15 protein-coding genes and 1 pseudogene are annotated in these 16247 nt (G+C 34.1%); 13 read left to right on the top strand and 3 right to left on the bottom strand.

Annotated elements, in window-relative coordinates; all coding sequences use genetic code 11:
• Window positions 1–13 precede the first annotated feature (13 nt).
• From ABD935_RS00770 to ABD935_RS00735, 8 genes are all read left to right on the top strand, one after another.
• Complete coding sequence (locus tag ABD935_RS00770) at window positions 14–1621, top strand: type I restriction-modification system subunit M (RefSeq protein ID WP_345189553.1); 1608 nt, start codon at window positions 14–16, stop codon at window positions 1619–1621.
• Window positions 1618–2883 (top strand): restriction endonuclease subunit S, encoded by a 1266-nt coding sequence (locus tag ABD935_RS00765; protein ID WP_345189552.1) that lies wholly within the window; start codon window positions 1618–1620, stop codon window positions 2881–2883. The genes ABD935_RS00770 and ABD935_RS00765 overlap by 4 nt, the downstream gene beginning before the upstream one ends.
• Window positions 2880–3299, top strand: coding sequence for a hypothetical protein (locus ABD935_RS00760; protein WP_345189551.1), 420 nt, complete (start codon window positions 2880–2882; stop codon window positions 3297–3299). Before ABD935_RS00765 ends, ABD935_RS00760 begins: the two co-directional genes overlap by 4 nt.
• Window positions 3296–6490, top strand: coding sequence for a type I restriction endonuclease subunit R (locus ABD935_RS00755; protein ID WP_345189550.1), 3195 nt, complete (start codon window positions 3296–3298; stop codon window positions 6488–6490). Before ABD935_RS00760 ends, ABD935_RS00755 begins: the two co-directional genes overlap by 4 nt.
• Window positions 6491–6679: 189 nt before the next feature.
• Window positions 6680–6826 (top strand): hypothetical protein, encoded by a 147-nt coding sequence (locus ABD935_RS00750; protein WP_345189549.1) that lies wholly within the window; start codon window positions 6680–6682, stop codon window positions 6824–6826.
• A gap of 100 nt (window positions 6827–6926) precedes the next feature.
• Window positions 6927–7448 carry a hypothetical protein gene (locus tag ABD935_RS00745; protein ID WP_345189548.1) on the top strand — a complete coding sequence of 174 codons (522 nt, stop codon included), beginning with the start codon at window positions 6927–6929 and terminating at the stop codon, window positions 7446–7448.
• 18 nt (window positions 7449–7466) lie between these two features.
• Window positions 7467–7883 carry a helix-turn-helix domain-containing protein gene (locus ABD935_RS00740; protein ID WP_345189547.1) on the top strand — a complete coding sequence of 139 codons (417 nt, stop codon included), beginning with the start codon at window positions 7467–7469 and terminating at the stop codon, window positions 7881–7883.
• The gene (locus ABD935_RS00735) at window positions 7873–8325 is read left to right on the top strand and encodes a hypothetical protein (protein ID WP_345189546.1); all 453 of its coding nucleotides are present in this window, start codon (window positions 7873–7875) and stop codon (window positions 8323–8325) included. The genes ABD935_RS00740 and ABD935_RS00735 overlap by 11 nt, the downstream gene beginning before the upstream one ends.
• A gap of 9 nt (window positions 8326–8334) precedes the next feature.
• Here ABD935_RS00735 and ABD935_RS00730 read toward each other — a convergent pair whose 3' ends face one another.
• Complete coding sequence (locus ABD935_RS00730) at window positions 8335–9648, bottom strand: site-specific integrase (RefSeq protein ID WP_345189545.1); 1314 nt, start codon at window positions 9646–9648, stop codon at window positions 8335–8337.
• Window positions 9649–10168: 520 nt separating this feature from the next.
• Between ABD935_RS00730 and ABD935_RS00725 the strand changes: the two genes are divergently transcribed.
• Together ABD935_RS00725 and ABD935_RS00720 are read left to right on the top strand one after the other, a co-directional pair.
• Complete coding sequence (locus tag ABD935_RS00725) at window positions 10169–10588, top strand: CBS domain-containing protein (RefSeq protein WP_345189544.1); 420 nt, start codon at window positions 10169–10171, stop codon at window positions 10586–10588.
• A gap of 113 nt (window positions 10589–10701) precedes the next feature.
• Entirely contained in the window at window positions 10702–11121 is a 420-nt protein-coding gene (locus tag ABD935_RS00720) for a CBS domain-containing protein (RefSeq protein WP_345189543.1), read from the top strand.
• Here the strand turns inward: ABD935_RS00720 and rpe are convergent.
• Complete coding sequence (rpe, locus tag ABD935_RS00715; RefSeq protein ID WP_345189542.1) at window positions 11118–11780, bottom strand: ribulose-phosphate 3-epimerase; 663 nt, start codon at window positions 11778–11780, stop codon at window positions 11118–11120. The genes ABD935_RS00720 and rpe overlap by 4 nt on opposite strands.
• A gap of 53 nt (window positions 11781–11833) precedes the next feature.
• On the bottom strand, window positions 11834–12241 hold the full coding sequence (locus ABD935_RS00710) for a BLUF domain-containing protein (RefSeq protein WP_345189541.1): 408 nt from the start codon (window positions 12239–12241) through the stop codon (window positions 11834–11836).
• 433 nt (window positions 12242–12674) lie between these two features.
• Here ABD935_RS00710 and ABD935_RS00705 point away from each other — a divergent pair, with 433 nt between their 5' ends.
• The 3 genes and pseudogenes from ABD935_RS00705 to ABD935_RS00695 all read left to right on the top strand — a co-directional run bounded on the left by ABD935_RS00705 (window position 12675) and on the right by ABD935_RS00695 (window position 16240).
• Window positions 12675–14000: a Gfo/Idh/MocA family protein gene (locus tag ABD935_RS00705; RefSeq protein ID WP_345189540.1), complete on the top strand. Its 1326-nt coding sequence runs from the start codon at window positions 12675–12677 to the stop codon at window positions 13998–14000.
• A 382-nt stretch (window positions 14001–14382) separates the two neighbouring features.
• Window positions 14383–15081: pseudogene (locus ABD935_RS00700) on the top strand (DUF2264 domain-containing protein).
• Window positions 15082–15328: 247 nt separating this feature from the next.
• Window positions 15329–16240 (top strand): 3-keto-disaccharide hydrolase, encoded by a 912-nt coding sequence (locus ABD935_RS00695; protein WP_345189539.1) that lies wholly within the window; start codon window positions 15329–15331, stop codon window positions 16238–16240.
• The last annotated feature ends 7 nt before the right edge of the window (window positions 16241–16247 follow it).

Here is a 16247-nt window from a genome sequence, read left to right as displayed (position 1 = left end):
CAACCTACAATAAATGACAGGAGAACAACTCAAAGCTTTAGAAGGCAGATTATGGAAAGCAGCAGATGACCTAAGAGCTAATAGTAAACTTACCGCCACCGAATACAGTTTCCCAGTTTTGGGAATCATTTTTTTAAGACACGCACATAACCGCTTTGTTATTGCTAAGGAAGAAATAGAGAAAACGCTCCCCGTGCATCCTACAAGAGGAGTAAGGACTATGACTAAAAATGACTTTTTAGATGCTAAAGCCATCTTCTTACCTGAAGATTCCAGGTGGGATACTATTGTAGATTTACCAGACAGTAGCGATTTAGGAGAATACCTAAATGAAGCCATGCGTAATATTGAAGCGGAGTATGAAGACTTGCTTGGGGTTTTGCCAAAGAGTTACAATCTTTTTGAAAAAGAACTTCTGCAACGCCTCATTAGAATATTTAACGACGAAGCATTAGACCATATGCCTGGAGATGCCTTCGGGCAGATATACGAATACTTCCTGAACAAGTTCGCCATGAGTGGTGCCCAAGAAGGAGGGGAGTTTTTCACGCCTCCATCTTTGGTTAAAACCATTGTAAATATTATTGAGCCAGACCATGGTACGGTGTTCGACCCTGCTGTGGGTAGCGCAGGTATGTTTGTACAAACAGCTCATTTTATTGAAGAAGAAGGATTTGAAGCTGCTAATAAGGTCACTTTTTATGGGCAGGAGAAAACGGATACCAATACCAAGTTGGCTAAAATGAATATGGCAGTACATGGGCTAGATGCAACCATAGTGCAAGGCAATACCTTTTATGAAGATAAACATGAGTTGGTTGGTAAATGCGATTTTGTAATGGCAAATCCACCGTTTAATGTCGATGGTGTAGATAAAAGCAAAGAGAGCGTAAAAAATGATGCCCGATTACCTTTTGGATTACCCAATAACGACAATGCCAATTATTTATGGATACAATACTTCTATAGCTATTTAAATGAAACTGGTCGAGCAGGTTTTGTTATGGCATCCTCTGCATCTGATGCAGGACATAGCGAAAAACTCATCCGTAAAGACATAGTAGATACAGGAGCAGTAGATGTAATGGTGTCAATAGGAACTAAGTTCTTTTATAGTTTGTCATTACCATGTACATTATGGTTTTTTGATAGAGCCAAGGAGAAAGATACTTTAAAAGCAGACAAGACTTTAATGTTAGATTTGCGAAATGTGTACAGAAAAGTGAGTGCTGCCATACACGATTTTACCGAAGAGCACTTACAAAACATACACGCTATTGTGAGCTTGTATAGAGGTGATAATACACTCTACAATAGTTTAGTTGACAACTATAAAGCCAATGGTAGTGAAGCCGAATTAGAATGGCTTATAAGTCGTTTTCCTGACGGGGAATATGTAGATGTATTAGGGCTATGTAAAGTAGTGAATAGGGCTGAAATTGAAGCCAATGATTATTGCTTAACACCTGGGCGTTACGTGGGTGTTGAAGACCAAATAGACCTCGATTTTGATTATGAAACCGAAATGGGCATTATTAAAGAAGAGCTAAAAGAGTTGAATGCGAACGCCAATGTGTTAGCTGCCCAAATACAATCCAATTTAGAAGAATTAGGCTTATGAGTTGGGTAGAAACTAAATTAGGTGAATGTATTGAGTTTTCAAATGGATATGCTTTTAAAAGTAAATTCTTTACTGAAAATGAAAATGATATCCCTCTAATTAAAGGAGAAAATTTAGGTAAGGGCGAGGTGTTATGGGAGAAATCTAAGTACTGGAAAGTTGAGAACCTTAATGGGCTGGAAAGATTTCTATTAAATGCGGGAGATATTGTTTTGGCGATGGATAGACCTTATGTTGGTGGTAGCTTGAAATATGCTATGATAAAAACTTCCGACCCAAAATCCCTACAAGTTCAAAGAATTGGAAGATTAGTAGCAAAACAGAGCGTTATCAATGAGAAGTTTTTAAGGTGTGTAATCTCATCAGATAGTTTTAAAAATTACGTCAAAAACATTCAGGGGGGTGTCGGTGTCCCTCATATTAGCCCATCTCAAATAAAAAATTATGAATTTGAAATTCCTCCTCTCTCAACCCAAAAACGCTTAGCCGATATTTTAAGTGTCTATGATGATTTAATAGAAAACAACCTAAAACGTATCACTCTATTAGAACAAGCAGCTCAAAACATTTACAAAGAGTGGTTTGTAAAACTGCGTTTCCCTGGTCATGAAAACACGCCTATAAATGAGGAAACTGGGCTTCCTGTGGGGTGGAGTATGAAAAGATTGGATGAAATATATGAGTTCAAAAATGGATTTGCTTTCTATACAAAAGGATATTCAGAAGAAGAAACGCCTTATGTTGTGGTAGATTTAGGAAATATTAGTGAAAGTGGAGATTTTGTATTATCAGGTAAGGAAAAATATATTAGTGAGAGTTTATATCAAGAAAAAGAAGGATACTACTTAAAAAAATATGATATTGTTGTAGCTATGACTGATATGACAGCAAGGTTAGGCATATTAGCAAAAGTTGGAATAATTGACGAGAATGATAAATATGTTCTTAATCAAAGAGTTGGGCGACTTAGGTCTAAAGTTGAATATATTGATTATTGTTATATCAACGCCTCTTTATCTGATGAACGATTTATTAGTGAAATGCATCAAAGAAGTAAAGGAGCTGTTCAAAAATATTTCAACACCAAAGATATAGTACAGTATATGGTAACTACACCAACAAAGTCTATTGTTGAACAATTCAATTTAATTTATAGACCAATAATTGAAAATAGAATTGTATTAAAATTTCAAAACCAAAAACTAAAAGCAGCAAGAAGTATCTTATTGCCCCGTTTAATGAATAGAACTATAGAACTATGATGGAGTCCTTAAAATATAACACATCATTTGAGAAAATAGAGATTTCAGAATTACCCGAAAATTTGAATATTGAAGGAACTCAAATAAACAGATGTACAGATAATGCTAGATTAATTGTTGCTAATAATCCTGAAAGAGATATTAAATACATTGAAGGGTTTATGATGATTTTACAAGATAACAGATATCGTGCAGTTGCTCATGCTTGGAACACTTTAGATGGGAGTCATTTCGATGTGTCGAGTAAGCTGTTTTCCGAAAAGCATCCTGATGTTAGTGCAGAATGGGTTGGTTATTTTCCTTGTGGAGAAGTTGGTTTTAAATGCATTCCAAAACAAATAAGAAATATAACCCCGTTCACAGAACAATTTGCACCCATTGTGAAATTTATGAATAAACATTATCCTGTAAAATGATTAAAGACTATTCAGAAGACCAATTGATAGAACAACCTTGTATGGATATTTTCCAGGAATTAACTTGGGAAGTAGCTAATGTGTATGAAGGGGAAACATTTGGAGAACATGGAACTCTGGGCAGAGATAGCGAAGCAGATGTTATTTTAAGAACTCGGTTTTATTCAGCCATAAAAGCACTTAACCCAAACCTGCCCCAACAAGCTTATGATTTAGCGTATGAAACTATTAATAGTGATGAAGCAGCCAAAGGTCTGGTAGAAATTAACTTTGATAAATACAACTTTTTAAAAGATGGTATTTCTGTAACGTATAAGGACGCTAAAGGAGAGATTGTCCGCAATAAAAAAATTAAGGTCTTCGATTTTGAAACTCCTGAAAACAATAACTTCATAGCGGTACAACAATTATGGATGGAGGGTAAATCTAAACGAAAAAAACGTCCTGATGTTGTTGGTTTTGTTAATGGGTTGCCGTTGGTGTTCATTGAGCTAAAAGGTATCAATGTAAAGCTTAGGGCAGCTTATGAAAAGAATTTAAAAGACTATAAAAATACTATTCCTAAAATATTTCATTGCAATGCTTTCGTAATTATAAGTAATGGTATAGAAAGCAAAGTAGGTTCTATCAGTTCTAAATATGAGCATTTTAATGATTGGAAGCGTATTTCAGAAGAAGATGAAGGCGTTGTAAGCTTAGATATTATCATTAAAGGCACCTGTGAAAAGAGCAGATTGTTAGACCTTTTTGAGAATTTCATCCTGTTTGATACTTCTATAGGTTCAATTACTAAGCTAGTAGCACGTAACCATCAATTTATAGGAGTAAATAAGGCTATTAACCATTTCCAGGAAACAAGACAAAAGGCTAAAGATGGGATTATCTCCATAAAAGATGCACAAAAACTGGGTGTCTTTTGGCACAGTCAAGGCAGTGGGAAATCATATTCCATGGTGTTTTTGTGTCAGAAGATATTAAGAGTGTTAGGTGGTGGTTATACCTTTCTACTGGTTACAGATAGGAATGAGCTAGATAAGCAGATATACGGCACATTTGCAGGGGTTGGAGCGGTGAAAGATAAAACAGCCAGGGCAACGAGTGGAACACATTTAAAAGAGTTACTACAAACAGATAGACGCTTCCTTTTTTCTATAATACATAAGTTTAACTTTGATGAGCAGATAACCGATAGAGATAATATCATTGTTTTGTCGGATGAGGCACATAGGACGAATGGAGGTTCTTTAGCTATGAATTTAAGGAAGGCATTGCCTAATGCTTCCTTCATCGGGTTTACAGGAACACCTCTTTTTAAGGATGATGAATTAACAAAGCGGATATTTGGGGATTATGTGTCTAAATATGATTTTAAACGTTCCATTGAAGATGGTGCAACGGTTCCCTTGTATTATGAAAACCGAGGAGAGAAACTAAAGCTTGATAATCCGCAAATAAACCAAGAGATACGAGAGGCTATTGAGGCACAAGACCTGGATAGTAACCAGGAAGATAAGCTTAAAAGATTGTTCGCCAGAGAATACCCAATTCTTACATCAGAAAAACGATTACGGGCTATAGCTAAAGATATAGTTGAGCATTTTAATACAAGAGGTTACAAAGGTAAAGCCATGTTAGTTGCTTTAGATAAAGTGACTGCCGTTAAGATGTATGATTATATTACTGAAGCCTGGAGTGAATATTTAGAGCAGCAGCAAGAGGAGATACAAAAAATACAGGATGAGCAGGAGCAAATAAATAGGCAGCAGCAGTGGAACTGGTCTAAAGAAACTGAGATTGCTGTGGTGGTAAGTCATGAGCAAAACGAAATAGAGAAATTTGAAGCCTGGGGATTGGATATTGAGCCGCACCGATTGAAATTGAATACTTCAGACCTGGAGAAAGACTTTAAAGATGAAGACCATCCGTTTAGATTTGCCATAGTTTGTGCCATGTGGATAACAGGATTTGATGTTAAGAGTTTGTCTACTATGTATATTGATAAGCCTTTGAAGTCGCATACATTAATGCAAACTATTGCTAGAGCAAATAGGGTGCATAAGGATAAGAATAACGGGCTTATTGTAGACTATATAGAGACGTATAAAGCCCTGTTGGAAGCTTTGGCAATATATGGGGATAGTGATAATAAAGGTGGTTCTGAAGGAGCTGAGGATGCGCCAGTGAAACCCCTAGAGGAATTAGTTGCGGAGCTTGAAGAAGCCGTAAAGACAACAGAATTATTCTTGAAGGATGAGTGTAAGTTCAAATTATCTAAAATAGTGGAGGCGAAGGATAATCTCCACAGAATAAAGCACATGCAAGAAGGGTATAATGCCATTTGTGTGACTGATGAAGCCAAAGCCAAATTTGGAGTTCTAGCTAGAGAGTTATTTAAGAAGTATAAAGCCTTAATGCCAGATAAAGCTATTTATGAGTTCCAGGAGAAACGGGATGCTATAAATGCTTTGTACACCATGATAAATGCCAAAATAGAAGAGGCAGATGTGACTCATATTGTGAAGCAAGTTCAGGATGTGGTAAACAAATCCATTGAAAGCTTGAATTTGGAGTTGGAGAAGATTGAAGGCTATGGGCAAAAAATTGATATTAGTAGTCTTGACTTTAAGAAGATTGAAGAAGAGTTTTTGAAAGTAAAGGGAAATCAGAATATAGCGGTTCAGTCTTTAAAGGATAAAGTAAGTAAGAAGCTTAGTCGGTTACTCGACCAGAACCCACTACGGATTGATTTTTATGAGCGGTACCAGGAGATAATTGATGATTATAATCGGGGTAAAGAATACAGGTCAATAAAAGAGATATTCGATGAGTTAGTAGTGCTTTTAGGAGATTTATCTGAAGAAGGTCAACGAGCCCAAAAAGAAGGTCTTGAAGAAGATGAGCTGATGGTGTTTGATATGCTTATTGCAGATAAAAAAATATCCGACAAGGAGAAGGCAAAAGTAAAAGATGCAGCCAGGAAACTATTGGAACGATTAAAGGACAATGAGTTTAAGGTTGATAAATGGGCAGAGAAAACCCAAACAGCATCGGCAGTAAGAAAGGTAATTGAAGATTATCTTTATGTAGAATTGCCTTCGCCATCTTATGATGATGATTTCTCTATTAAAGCGGAGTTATTGTTTCATGAATTTAAAACTCGATATGCTAAGTTTGGGGGAGAGGCGGCTTAAATGCAATCAGTTTTAATAGGGATGTTTGGTAGTGAACAGTATTTACATTCGTCTTAATATTAAGCTATGAATAAAGAAAGTAAGTATGCAGAAATAATTGTAGAAAGTTATATCCCTGAAGTAAACAGGAGGTTTCATGGTGAGATACATATAAAACCAGTTGCAGGTCAAGAGCCGTAAACAGAAGATATGCACGTAAGATGCTCAAAAGAATTATCTACATATTACCTTGTAGGAACCAAGTTTAGAATAAAAGCAAAAATCACTTCAAAGGAAGGTGGTAAATTATTCGCTCATAGCCATTACACATGGTCTTATGAGGTGCTAAAAGACTGAATTGTCATTGAAATTTGTTAATAATTGTTGATAACATTTAAAATTACTAAATCATAAAATTCACTTAAAAGTGTATTTTTGTTTGCAAATTAACTTATAAGTGAATATATTTGAACTGAAAATATGGGATGATGAATCTGAAAAATGTACATTTTATACTGTGCAGGCTGATGGTTCTTTAGAAAATGAAACCGATATTTTCTTTGATAAATACGACAAAACACCAGAGTTAAAAGAACAAACGCAGGAATTATTATCCTTTGTGTTAAATGCAATAGGAGACAATCATGGAGCAATCGATGAGATTTTTAACAGACACGAAAACGAAGTTGATGGTTTGCCTACGCAAGGTCAACTTCAACTTGGAGAGTTTGATTACTACTTTCCAAACTTCCCTCTTAGACTATATGCCCTCAAGGTCACGGAAAACATCGTTATTTTATTTGGCGGAGGAATAAAAGATGGTTCTACCAATCAGAACAGTAGCCTACACTTTAAATGGATAGAAGCATGCAATTATGCAAAACGTATTATAGAAGGATTAAATGATGGCTCAATCATAGTCAATCATAGAACCAGAACATTAACATCTTTTGATGGGACTGATGAAATTATATTATAAACAGAATTACTACTAAACATGAGAAGCAAAATCGCAAAACGTATTCTTGCAGAAACACCTGAAGAAACAAAGATATTTGTAAATCTTTACGCAGACATCGTAGTACGAGTTAATCAAATTATGAAAGCAAAAGGATTAACTCAAAAGGAACTGGCTAAAAGGATAGATAAAAGACCTTCAGAAATTAATAGATGGTTAAAGGGGGAGCACAATTTCACTCTTAAATCGATATCAAAGTTACAAGCGGAATTAGACTGTCCGATAGTAGTTATACCGAAAGGCGGTGGGTTTCTTAACTTCGATGGACATGGGGTGAAAAAAGGTTTCTCTGTCGTGCATCCGCATAAATCAGGTGTTAGTAAATTAGAATTTAAAGAGGCTAATGTTATTAAGAGAACTCAACCCCAATTTCAACCTTTAGCAAATGTCGGATAGAAAACTCATTCCAGAAAAAATAGAAATATTTGATTTTAAAATCATTAAAGGTCAAATAGAAAGCCCTTTTGAATTCGATAATTCTTTAGTAAAAGGACATGACTTTAACTTGAGTTTTGAAACTGCTATGAATATTGAGGAAAAAATGGTCAAGGCTGATTTTATAGTTTCTATAAAAACACAATCTGAGAAAAATAGTACTGAAGAGGCGCAAGGGAATTTTCACTTTGTTTTTATATTTCACGTTGAGAATATGGAAGATTTAGTTGAGAAAAATGGTAAGAATAATCCAGACGATTTTAAAGTCGATGGAGCTTTAGGGAATGCACTTGCCTCTATTACATATTCCACTTCCAGAGGGATTTTAATGACACGTTTTCAGGGTACTTCGCTTGAGAACTTTATCCTGCCAGTAATAAATCCAAATGATTTGCTTGAGTAGTTTTTAAAACTAATTAAAAAACTTATGTTCCCCAATTTTTATAGCTTTTTGCAAATCATTAACTTTAATATAATTGTAGAAGACCTTCTCGGTTGAGTGTCCACTAATTGCCATTATGTCTATTGTAGGCATTTCAGAAAGGTAAGCATTGGAACAAAAACTGCGTCTACCACAATGATTTGTGATAAGTTCATATTTAAATTTAGTATCACTTGTTTTAACTCCTCCAATGGTACGCTCTATAGTTTCTTTCGAATTTATTTCTGCCAAAAAACCTATTCTTTTAAGAGCATAATTTATGTGCTGCTCTGGCATGCTATCTGGTGGATTTCCATCTCTTTTATCCAGAATGCTTTTTACCATGGAATTAATAGGTATGGTGACAGGTTTTTGCATTTTCTCTGTAATGATTTTGATGTATTGTTTTCCATCAATTTTGATGATGTTCTTAGGCTTTAATCTATTGAAGTCGCTTACACGTAAACCAGTATTTGCTGAAATTAAGAATAGGTCTCTGGCTAAGTCTAGCTTTTTTGCTGTAAGATAGAGTGGTTTTTTTCCAACTTTATAGGTCTCAGCATTACTTAAATCAAGGTTGAAAATTTTGTTGAGTTCTTCTTGGTTTAGGTAAATGTTGTTGACTTCTTCGCTAGGCTTTTTAAAATATTTTCTTTTATGCTCCAGGGTATTATGGTACCCTAGTTCTATTCCTGCGTTTAGTATGGTTTTGAGTATCTTTATTTGTGTTCCTATATAATTAGTAGAGTAGTCATTTTCATGGAGCCATTTAAAAAATTTATTATAGAACTTAATATTGATGGTGTCATAGTTTACCCGATATACATCATCATTAAATCGCTTTAATAAGTTGTATGCATTATTATATGTTTTTGCTGTACCTGCTTTTAACGGTTTACCTGTAGACATAAGAGGCTTAACTTTGTAGTCTTCAATAAACTTGATAAAGAAGGGGAGTAAATCTAATTGCTGCTGTTCTTCGTTTGCTTTTTTCTTATCAAAGAAGATGTCGCATAGTTCAGTTAGCATCTCATTATTGACTTTTGCTCGTTCATCCAGAGATAGTCCGAAATAAAAATCAACTATATGGTCTTCTAGCTTGTCTAATTTTTTATTAACAGGATTCCAGTCTAGTTCCTCAATTACTTGCTTAATCCGCATTTTACCAGAATCCCAATTCTTTACATTTTGAATTCTATATCCAGTTGAATATCTAAACCGTTTTTTAGTGCCGTAACTAAAGTGTAGTTGAATGGTCGCACTTTTGTCGCTTGCTTTTCTTAATTTAAACTTGGCTTCAGGCATAGTGATTACATTAGACTACAAAGATACTTAATAAAGTGACACGTTTGGATACTTTGTGTCACTAATTGTGTCACTTTTTGTTTTACTAACGGTTGTTTTTTATAAAGGTAGAATATGGAGTGTGTGAAGTAATGTTACTATTATTAGGCTTTAAATGGTGTTCTGAGATAAAATGAGATAAAACAAGGAGTTGTTTAAATAAAAGATTTGACATCCCTTCGCAGTCACAAGAATTACATTTAATTCATTACCCCATGGTTTTAGTAACTGTGGGGTTTTTGTTTTCAGTTGAATTCGTTAAAATTCGTCTAATATCGGATCATTCCACTATTATTTTTACAAAAAAGGTAAAAACAACTGAAAGACATTAAAGTTTTGCATCAACAAATCAAAAAGGAGCAAACAAGTACTTAATTTCCATTTTTAAGTGTTAATGATTGATCTTGCTATGACTTTTATCATGCTTTTTTAGTTTTTAGTTTAATAATTTTATTGGTAATTAAACTAAAGATTAAATGTTATGATACGAAAAGCACCGATTTCAATGATAATGACCGAAAATGTCATCACATTAAAAAAGAATGATAATCTTGAAAAAGCAGAACACCTATTTAAAAAACATCATATTAGGCATATTCCAGTAGTTTCGGGTAATGTTGTAGTGGGTATGTTGAGTTATTCCGATTTGTTAAGGCTAAGTTTTGCTGATGTAACTGATAATAAAGATGAAAATGTTGATGCACTTGTCTATAATATGTTTACTATTAAACAAGTCATGAAAAATAATATTGTTACTGTTTCCTCCTCTAACTCTATAAAAGAAGTAGCAGAAATTTTAGCAACAAGGGAATTTCATGCTTTGCCTGTGGTTGATAATAATATATTAGTTGGTATCGTAACCACTACAGATCTTATAAAATATTTATTAAAGCAGTTTTAGTACATTTTTTAATCTTAAAGAATCAGTATTCAAATATTTGCATTAGGGGATTTATTTCATAAAATATTTTCTTATTCTGAACTAATTTTACTTTAGAATTTAAATCGAAAGCTATGAGACCGCAAACACCAGTTTCAACTATAATGTCCAAAAATATTATAGCACTAACACTATCAGATGATTTAGAAAGAGCAGAAGTCCTTTTTAACAGGCATAAAATAAAGCATATACCAGTAGTTTCTGGCGAAGTTATTATAGGTATGTTGAGTTATACAGATTTAATGCGAATTAGTTTTGCTGAAAGTGCAGATGAAGAAAATGATTCTGTTGATTCAGTGGTTTATAATATGTTTACCATAGAACAGGTTATGGTTAAAAATGTGGTTACTGTAAATAGTGAAACAACTATAAAAGAAGTTGCACAAATTTTAGCAGAACGAGAATTTCATGCCTTACCAGTTGTAGATGACGGGGTTTTAGTTGGTATCGTTACAACAACAGATTTGTTAAACTATTTTATAAAACAGTTTTAAGAATTAGCATACCGTTTTAAATCAATTATTGTTTTGTGAGGGTCATTACTTTTAAAAACATGACTTCCAGCTACTAAAACATCAGCTCCGGCTTCTACCAGTTTTTTAGCGTTTTTATCGGTAACACCTCCATCAATTTCAATTTTTGTAGAAGCACCTTTACGGATAATTAAATCTTTTAGCTGCTTTACTTTGTTATATGTGTTTTCGATAAAACTTTGTCCGCCAAAACCAGGGTTAACACTCATTAGGCAAACTAGATCAATATTATTAATAGTGTCTTCTAAAACATTAATATTGGTATGTGGATTTAAGGCAACACCTGCTTTCATGCCTTCATTCTTAATGGCCTGAAGCGTACGATGTAAATGTGTACAGGCTTCATAATGAACAGTGAGTATATTACTTCCTAAATCGGCAAACGTTTTAATATATCTATCAGGGTCAATAATCATTAAATGTACATCAATAGTCTTTTTAGCATGTTTTGCTATAGCTTGTAAAACAGGCATTCCAAACGAAATATTTGGAACAAAAACGCCATCCATAATATCAATATGAAACCAGTCTGCTTCACTTTTATTAATCATTTCTATATCACGTTGAAGGTTAGCAAAATCTGCTGCTAGAATTGAAGGGGCGATTAATTTGGAACTCATATTGATTTGTTGTTTTTATTTGTCGCAAAAATAATGGTTTTGCTCAAGTTTTATTATTTGCTCTCAATAAAGTTTTCAACCATTGTTATAACTTTATTGGCTAATTCGTTTTCTGCACCTCGTAACCAATTTAAATAGTCATGAAGATTGTTTAAACCACGTTCATTATCAATAATGGTAAATCCAAAGTTATAGTCTTCAAAAATGCGTTCGTCGATTGAAGTGTTTATAACTTTAAAAATATTTTTGTGTCTAGAATCGGATTTAATTCTATTAAAAGTTTCATCAACTTTTATTTCTTCACCTTCAAGAACTTGCAAGAAGTTTTGGTTTTTGTAAATAAGTATTCCCGTTATATTGTGTTTAAGATTATTCGCTTTGGCTTTTAGGTACATTGCTTTTAATTTATCTAAGCATTCATGTTCTAAAGAATCACTTATATAACAAATAGTTTTAATCATATTAAATAATGGTTGGTTTTGGTTAGGTTGTGCTAAATTAATTAAAAGAACCCATTTAAACTTTTATAATCTCCTAAAAAAAATCGGCCTTTTATACCCGTTTTTTGGTCTTTTTTTTGTTCCTTAATCCCGATAGCTATCGGAACTATGCAACTCAAAAAAGGAGATCAATATTTATATTCGTCTTGCATGAAAAATTATAAACAATTAGCCTTATCATAAAGGTGTCAAATCGAAAGCTTATTACAAGCAGGTTTAAGTCAAACTGTAATAACTTCAAAATATAAATAGAGGCAGACATGGGTCTCAAGCCATTGTTTATAAAAATAAAGTTTATATTGTAGCAGGAAGCGGGAATAGAGGAGGTAAACCAGAATTGTCGTCTTTAGAGGTATTTAAATTTACCAAAAAGTAATTTAAACTAAGCAATATTATGAAAAAAGAAGGTGCTAAATCGACTAAAGTTCAAGAACAAAATTCACAAGTAGTATCCCGAAGAAAGTTTATTGTAAATACCTCCTTGGCTTTTGGGGCAATTGCAATAATCCCCAGACATGTTATGGGCAAAGGTTTCATTGCTCCTAGCGATAGAATAAATCTAGGTGTTATTGGTTTAGGAAAGCAGGGTAATATATTGTCTAACAAATTTCTTTTAAATACTGAAGTACAAATTGTTGCTGGAAGTGATGTTTGGGATTCTAAAAGAGATTTTTTCAAAAATAATGTCGAGCAGTTATATGCTAAACACAGAAATGTTGAAAGTTACAAAGGTGTCAGTACTTATTTAGATTACAAAGAACTCGTCAATAGAACTGATATTGATGCAGTTATTGTTGCTACCCCAGATCATTGGCATGCATTACAATCTATAGATGCTATGAAGGCTGGTAAAGATGTTTTTTGTGAAAAGCCTTTAACAAATACCATAGCAGATGGAAGGGCAATTGCAGACACCGTTAAAAGAACAAAATCTGTATTTCAAACGGGCAGCATGCAACGTTCTTGGGCTAAGTTTATAACCGCTAAAGATATTGTAAGTTCGGGTAAATTAGGAGAAATAAAAAAGGTATTGGTAAGCGTGGGCGATCCTGCAAGACCTTATGATTTACCTGCTGAACCATTACCCGAAGGGATAGATTGGAACAGATGGTGTGGTCCAGCGCCTTTATTAGGCTACAACGATAAAATTGCACCAAAAATAGTCAAAACGTATCCAGATTGGAGAGATTACAAAGAAATTGGAGGAGGGATTTTAGCTGATTGGGGAGCGCATATGTTTGATATTGTGCAATGGTGTTTGAATATGGATCATTCCGGGCCTGTGAAATTTATACCGCCATCCAACCCAAATGCAAAGCGCGGGTTACAGATGTTTTATGAAAACGGCATTGAGATGGTGCATGAAGATTTTGGAAGAGGCTGGGGGGTTAGGTTTATTGGTTCTGAAGGTACTATGGATGTGAGCCGTAGCTACTTAGAGACCGCTCCAGAAACAATCTTGCTTTCCAATGTAAATGTTGGTAAAGAGGGTATAATGAAAGCACAAGGCAATCATTATCAAAATTGGCTAGATGGCATTAAAACCAGAACCCAACCTATATGCGATGCAGAGATTGGACATAGAACAGCTTCAGTCTGTAATGTGGCGAATATAGCTTATGAGTTAGGGGAAACACTTAACTGGAATCCTGAAAAGGAAAAATTCAAGGGGAATAGACAGGCCAACAAAATGCGCCAGCGAAAGCATAGAAAATTTTAATTAATACAATATAATTTATGAAATTAAAATTTTAATCCCACTTTATGTTTTTTTATGTTATGTAAACCAAGGACATTCCCAAACAAATAACGGAGATCGTCAATTTTATATGGATGCGATGTTAAAAAATTCACATCCTGTTTTAAAGGCATTAAGCAAAAATGAACTAAAAAAAACGATGCCAGTTGAAGTATCTACAAAGGCGGTATACGATAGGTCGAAATTTACTTAACTGGAAGCTTTTGGTAGAACCCTATCGGGGATTGCTCCATGGTTAGAACTGGGTCCAGATGATTAGAAAGAAGGCAAACTAAGATAAAAACACATTCAATTAACGCTAAAATCTTAAAAAAATGCCACAAAACCTAATGCGGCAGATTATATGAATTTTAGTGAAGGAAGCCAACCTCTTGTTGATGCTACTTTTTTAGCACAAGGATTATTAAGAGCGCCAAATCAATTATAGGGAAGGTTAGATGATGAAACTCAACAACATGTTCTAATCGCTTTGAAGAAAACCAGAAAATTATCGCCTGGTTATAACAACTGGCTATTATTTACTGCAATGGTAGAAGCTGCCATTTTAAAGTTTGAAGGTGAAGCAGATATGGTTCGTATTCAATATGCTTTGAATAAGCATAAAGAGTGGTGTTTAGGTGATGGTATGTATGGAGATGGTCCAAATTTTCATTGGGATTATTACAATGTTTTTGTAATTCATCCTATGCTTTTGGGTATATGGAATGTATTGATTTCTAAAAAAGAAACGCTTAAAAGCTGGCGTTATAAAGATGTAACATCAGAATACAATCAAGCTTTAAATAAAGCAAAAAGTTACGCTGGTATTCAAGAAAAATTAATTTCTCCTGAAGGAACCTATCCACCAATTGGACGTTCTTTAACGTATAGATTTGGTGCATTTCAGGCATTATCTCAAATGGCAATGTTTGAAAAATTACCTTCACAAATTGAACCTAGTCAGGTGCGTTCTGCTTTAAAGGCAGTAATCAAAAAACATTTAGAAACCAAAAACATGTTTGATGAAAATGGCTGGTTGACTATTGGTTTTTATGGACATTAACAAAACATGGCAGAACGTTATATTTCTACAGGAAGTTTGTGTTTGTGTTCAGAGATTTTTTAGTATTGGGTTTAGCTCCTGAGAATCCGTTCTGGTCTGATGCACCAAAAAATTGGAGCCAGAAGAAAATTTGGTTTAATGGCAATAATTAGTTGTTTAATTAAATCAGGACAGTGCAGTATGGCTGTTGCCATTTTAATAGTTAAACTTGTTCAATAAACCAGATAATAAAATCAAACCATTTTAAATGAATTTTAAGCAATTAGTGTTTTTAGTATTAGCATGTTCTATGCTAATGACAGTTTCAGCTCAGGTGGAAAATATAACTAGTAATGAGATTTCTAAAAAATGGACAAACTTATTTGAAGGAGACCCTCAAGAGAATTGGGAGGTTTTTATAGGTGCACCGCATGCAACAGTTAAAGGCTTAGATAATATCGACCCCAAAAGTGATGGAAAAAAATCTAAACCTCTAGGGTTAAATAACGATCCAAAACATGTTTTTGCTTTTGAAACTATTGATGGTGAGCAAGTACTTCATATTTCGGGTGAAATATACGGAGCCTTAACCTCAAAACAAGCATTTGGAAATTATCATTTAAAACTTCAATTTAAATGGGGGGAAAAGGTTTGGGAACCTAGATTATTAAGGGAAAGGGATAGTGGTATTTTATACCATTGTGTTGGTGAACATGGTTCGTTTTGGAATGTCTGGATGACCTCACAGGAATTTCAAGTACAGGAAGGTGATATGGGCGATTATTATGGGTTAGCAGGAACGCTTATTGATATTCCTTCAGTTAAAAAAGAAGGGGGAAAAGAGTTTGATTATTTAAAAGGTGGTGCACTAAATCCATATTCTAGTTTACAACGTTTACCGCCAAATCATTGTAATAAAGGTTTTGATAATGAAAATCCACATGGAGAATGGAACACACTAGAACTTATTTGTCATGAAGGAACAAGTTTGCATATTGTAAATGGTAAAGTGGTGATGGCACTGTTTAATTCAAAATATAAGAATTCTGAAGGTCAAATTGTCCCGCTTCAAAAAGGGCGTATTCAGATTCAATCTGAAGCAGCTGAAGCTTTTTATAAGAATATTGAAATTAGATCGATTCGTAAAATACCCAATAAGTACAAGAAGTATACAAAGTAGATATGTT

Source organism: Algibacter agarivorans (assembly GCF_039543245.1).
In the GTDB taxonomy this organism is placed as follows: domain Bacteria; phylum Bacteroidota; class Bacteroidia; order Flavobacteriales; family Flavobacteriaceae; genus Algibacter_G; species Algibacter_G agarivorans.
The sequence above is the reverse complement of the archived record's forward strand: the minus strand, read 5'-3'. Positions and strand labels throughout refer to the sequence as shown.

What these genes read in the sequence shown, in the direction of transcription:
- ABD935_RS00705 (WP_345189540.1), top strand. Translation starts at nt 12,675, where the DNA reads ATGAAAAAAGAAGGTGCTAAATCGACTAAAGTTCAAGAACAAAATTCA.
- ABD935_RS00765 (WP_345189552.1), top strand. Translation starts at nt 1,618, where the DNA reads ATGAGTTGGGTAGAAACTAAATTAGGTGAATGTATTGAGTTTTCAAAT.
- ABD935_RS00770 (WP_345189553.1), top strand. Translation starts at nt 14, where the DNA reads ATGACAGGAGAACAACTCAAAGCTTTAGAAGGCAGATTATGGAAAGCA.
- ABD935_RS00750 (WP_345189549.1), top strand. Translation starts at nt 6,680, where the DNA reads ATGCACGTAAGATGCTCAAAAGAATTATCTACATATTACCTTGTAGGA.
- ABD935_RS00755 (WP_345189550.1), top strand. Translation starts at nt 3,296, where the DNA reads ATGATTAAAGACTATTCAGAAGACCAATTGATAGAACAACCTTGTATG.
- ABD935_RS00760 (WP_345189551.1), top strand. Translation starts at nt 2,880, where the DNA reads ATGATGGAGTCCTTAAAATATAACACATCATTTGAGAAAATAGAGATT.
- ABD935_RS00720 (WP_345189543.1), top strand. Translation starts at nt 10,702, where the DNA reads ATGAGACCGCAAACACCAGTTTCAACTATAATGTCCAAAAATATTATA.
- ABD935_RS00710 (WP_345189541.1), bottom strand. Translation starts at nt 12,241, where the DNA reads ATGATTAAAACTATTTGTTATATAAGTGATTCTTTAGAACATGAATGC.
- ABD935_RS00730 (WP_345189545.1), bottom strand. Translation starts at nt 9,648, where the DNA reads ATGCCTGAAGCCAAGTTTAAATTAAGAAAAGCAAGCGACAAAAGTGCG.
- rpe (WP_345189542.1), bottom strand. Translation starts at nt 11,780, where the DNA reads ATGAGTTCCAAATTAATCGCCCCTTCAATTCTAGCAGCAGATTTTGCT.
- ABD935_RS00735 (WP_345189546.1), top strand. Translation starts at nt 7,873, where the DNA reads ATGTCGGATAGAAAACTCATTCCAGAAAAAATAGAAATATTTGATTTT.
- ABD935_RS00695 (WP_345189539.1), top strand. Translation starts at nt 15,329, where the DNA reads ATGAATTTTAAGCAATTAGTGTTTTTAGTATTAGCATGTTCTATGCTA.
- ABD935_RS00725 (WP_345189544.1), top strand. Translation starts at nt 10,169, where the DNA reads ATGATACGAAAAGCACCGATTTCAATGATAATGACCGAAAATGTCATC.
- ABD935_RS00740 (WP_345189547.1), top strand. Translation starts at nt 7,467, where the DNA reads ATGAGAAGCAAAATCGCAAAACGTATTCTTGCAGAAACACCTGAAGAA.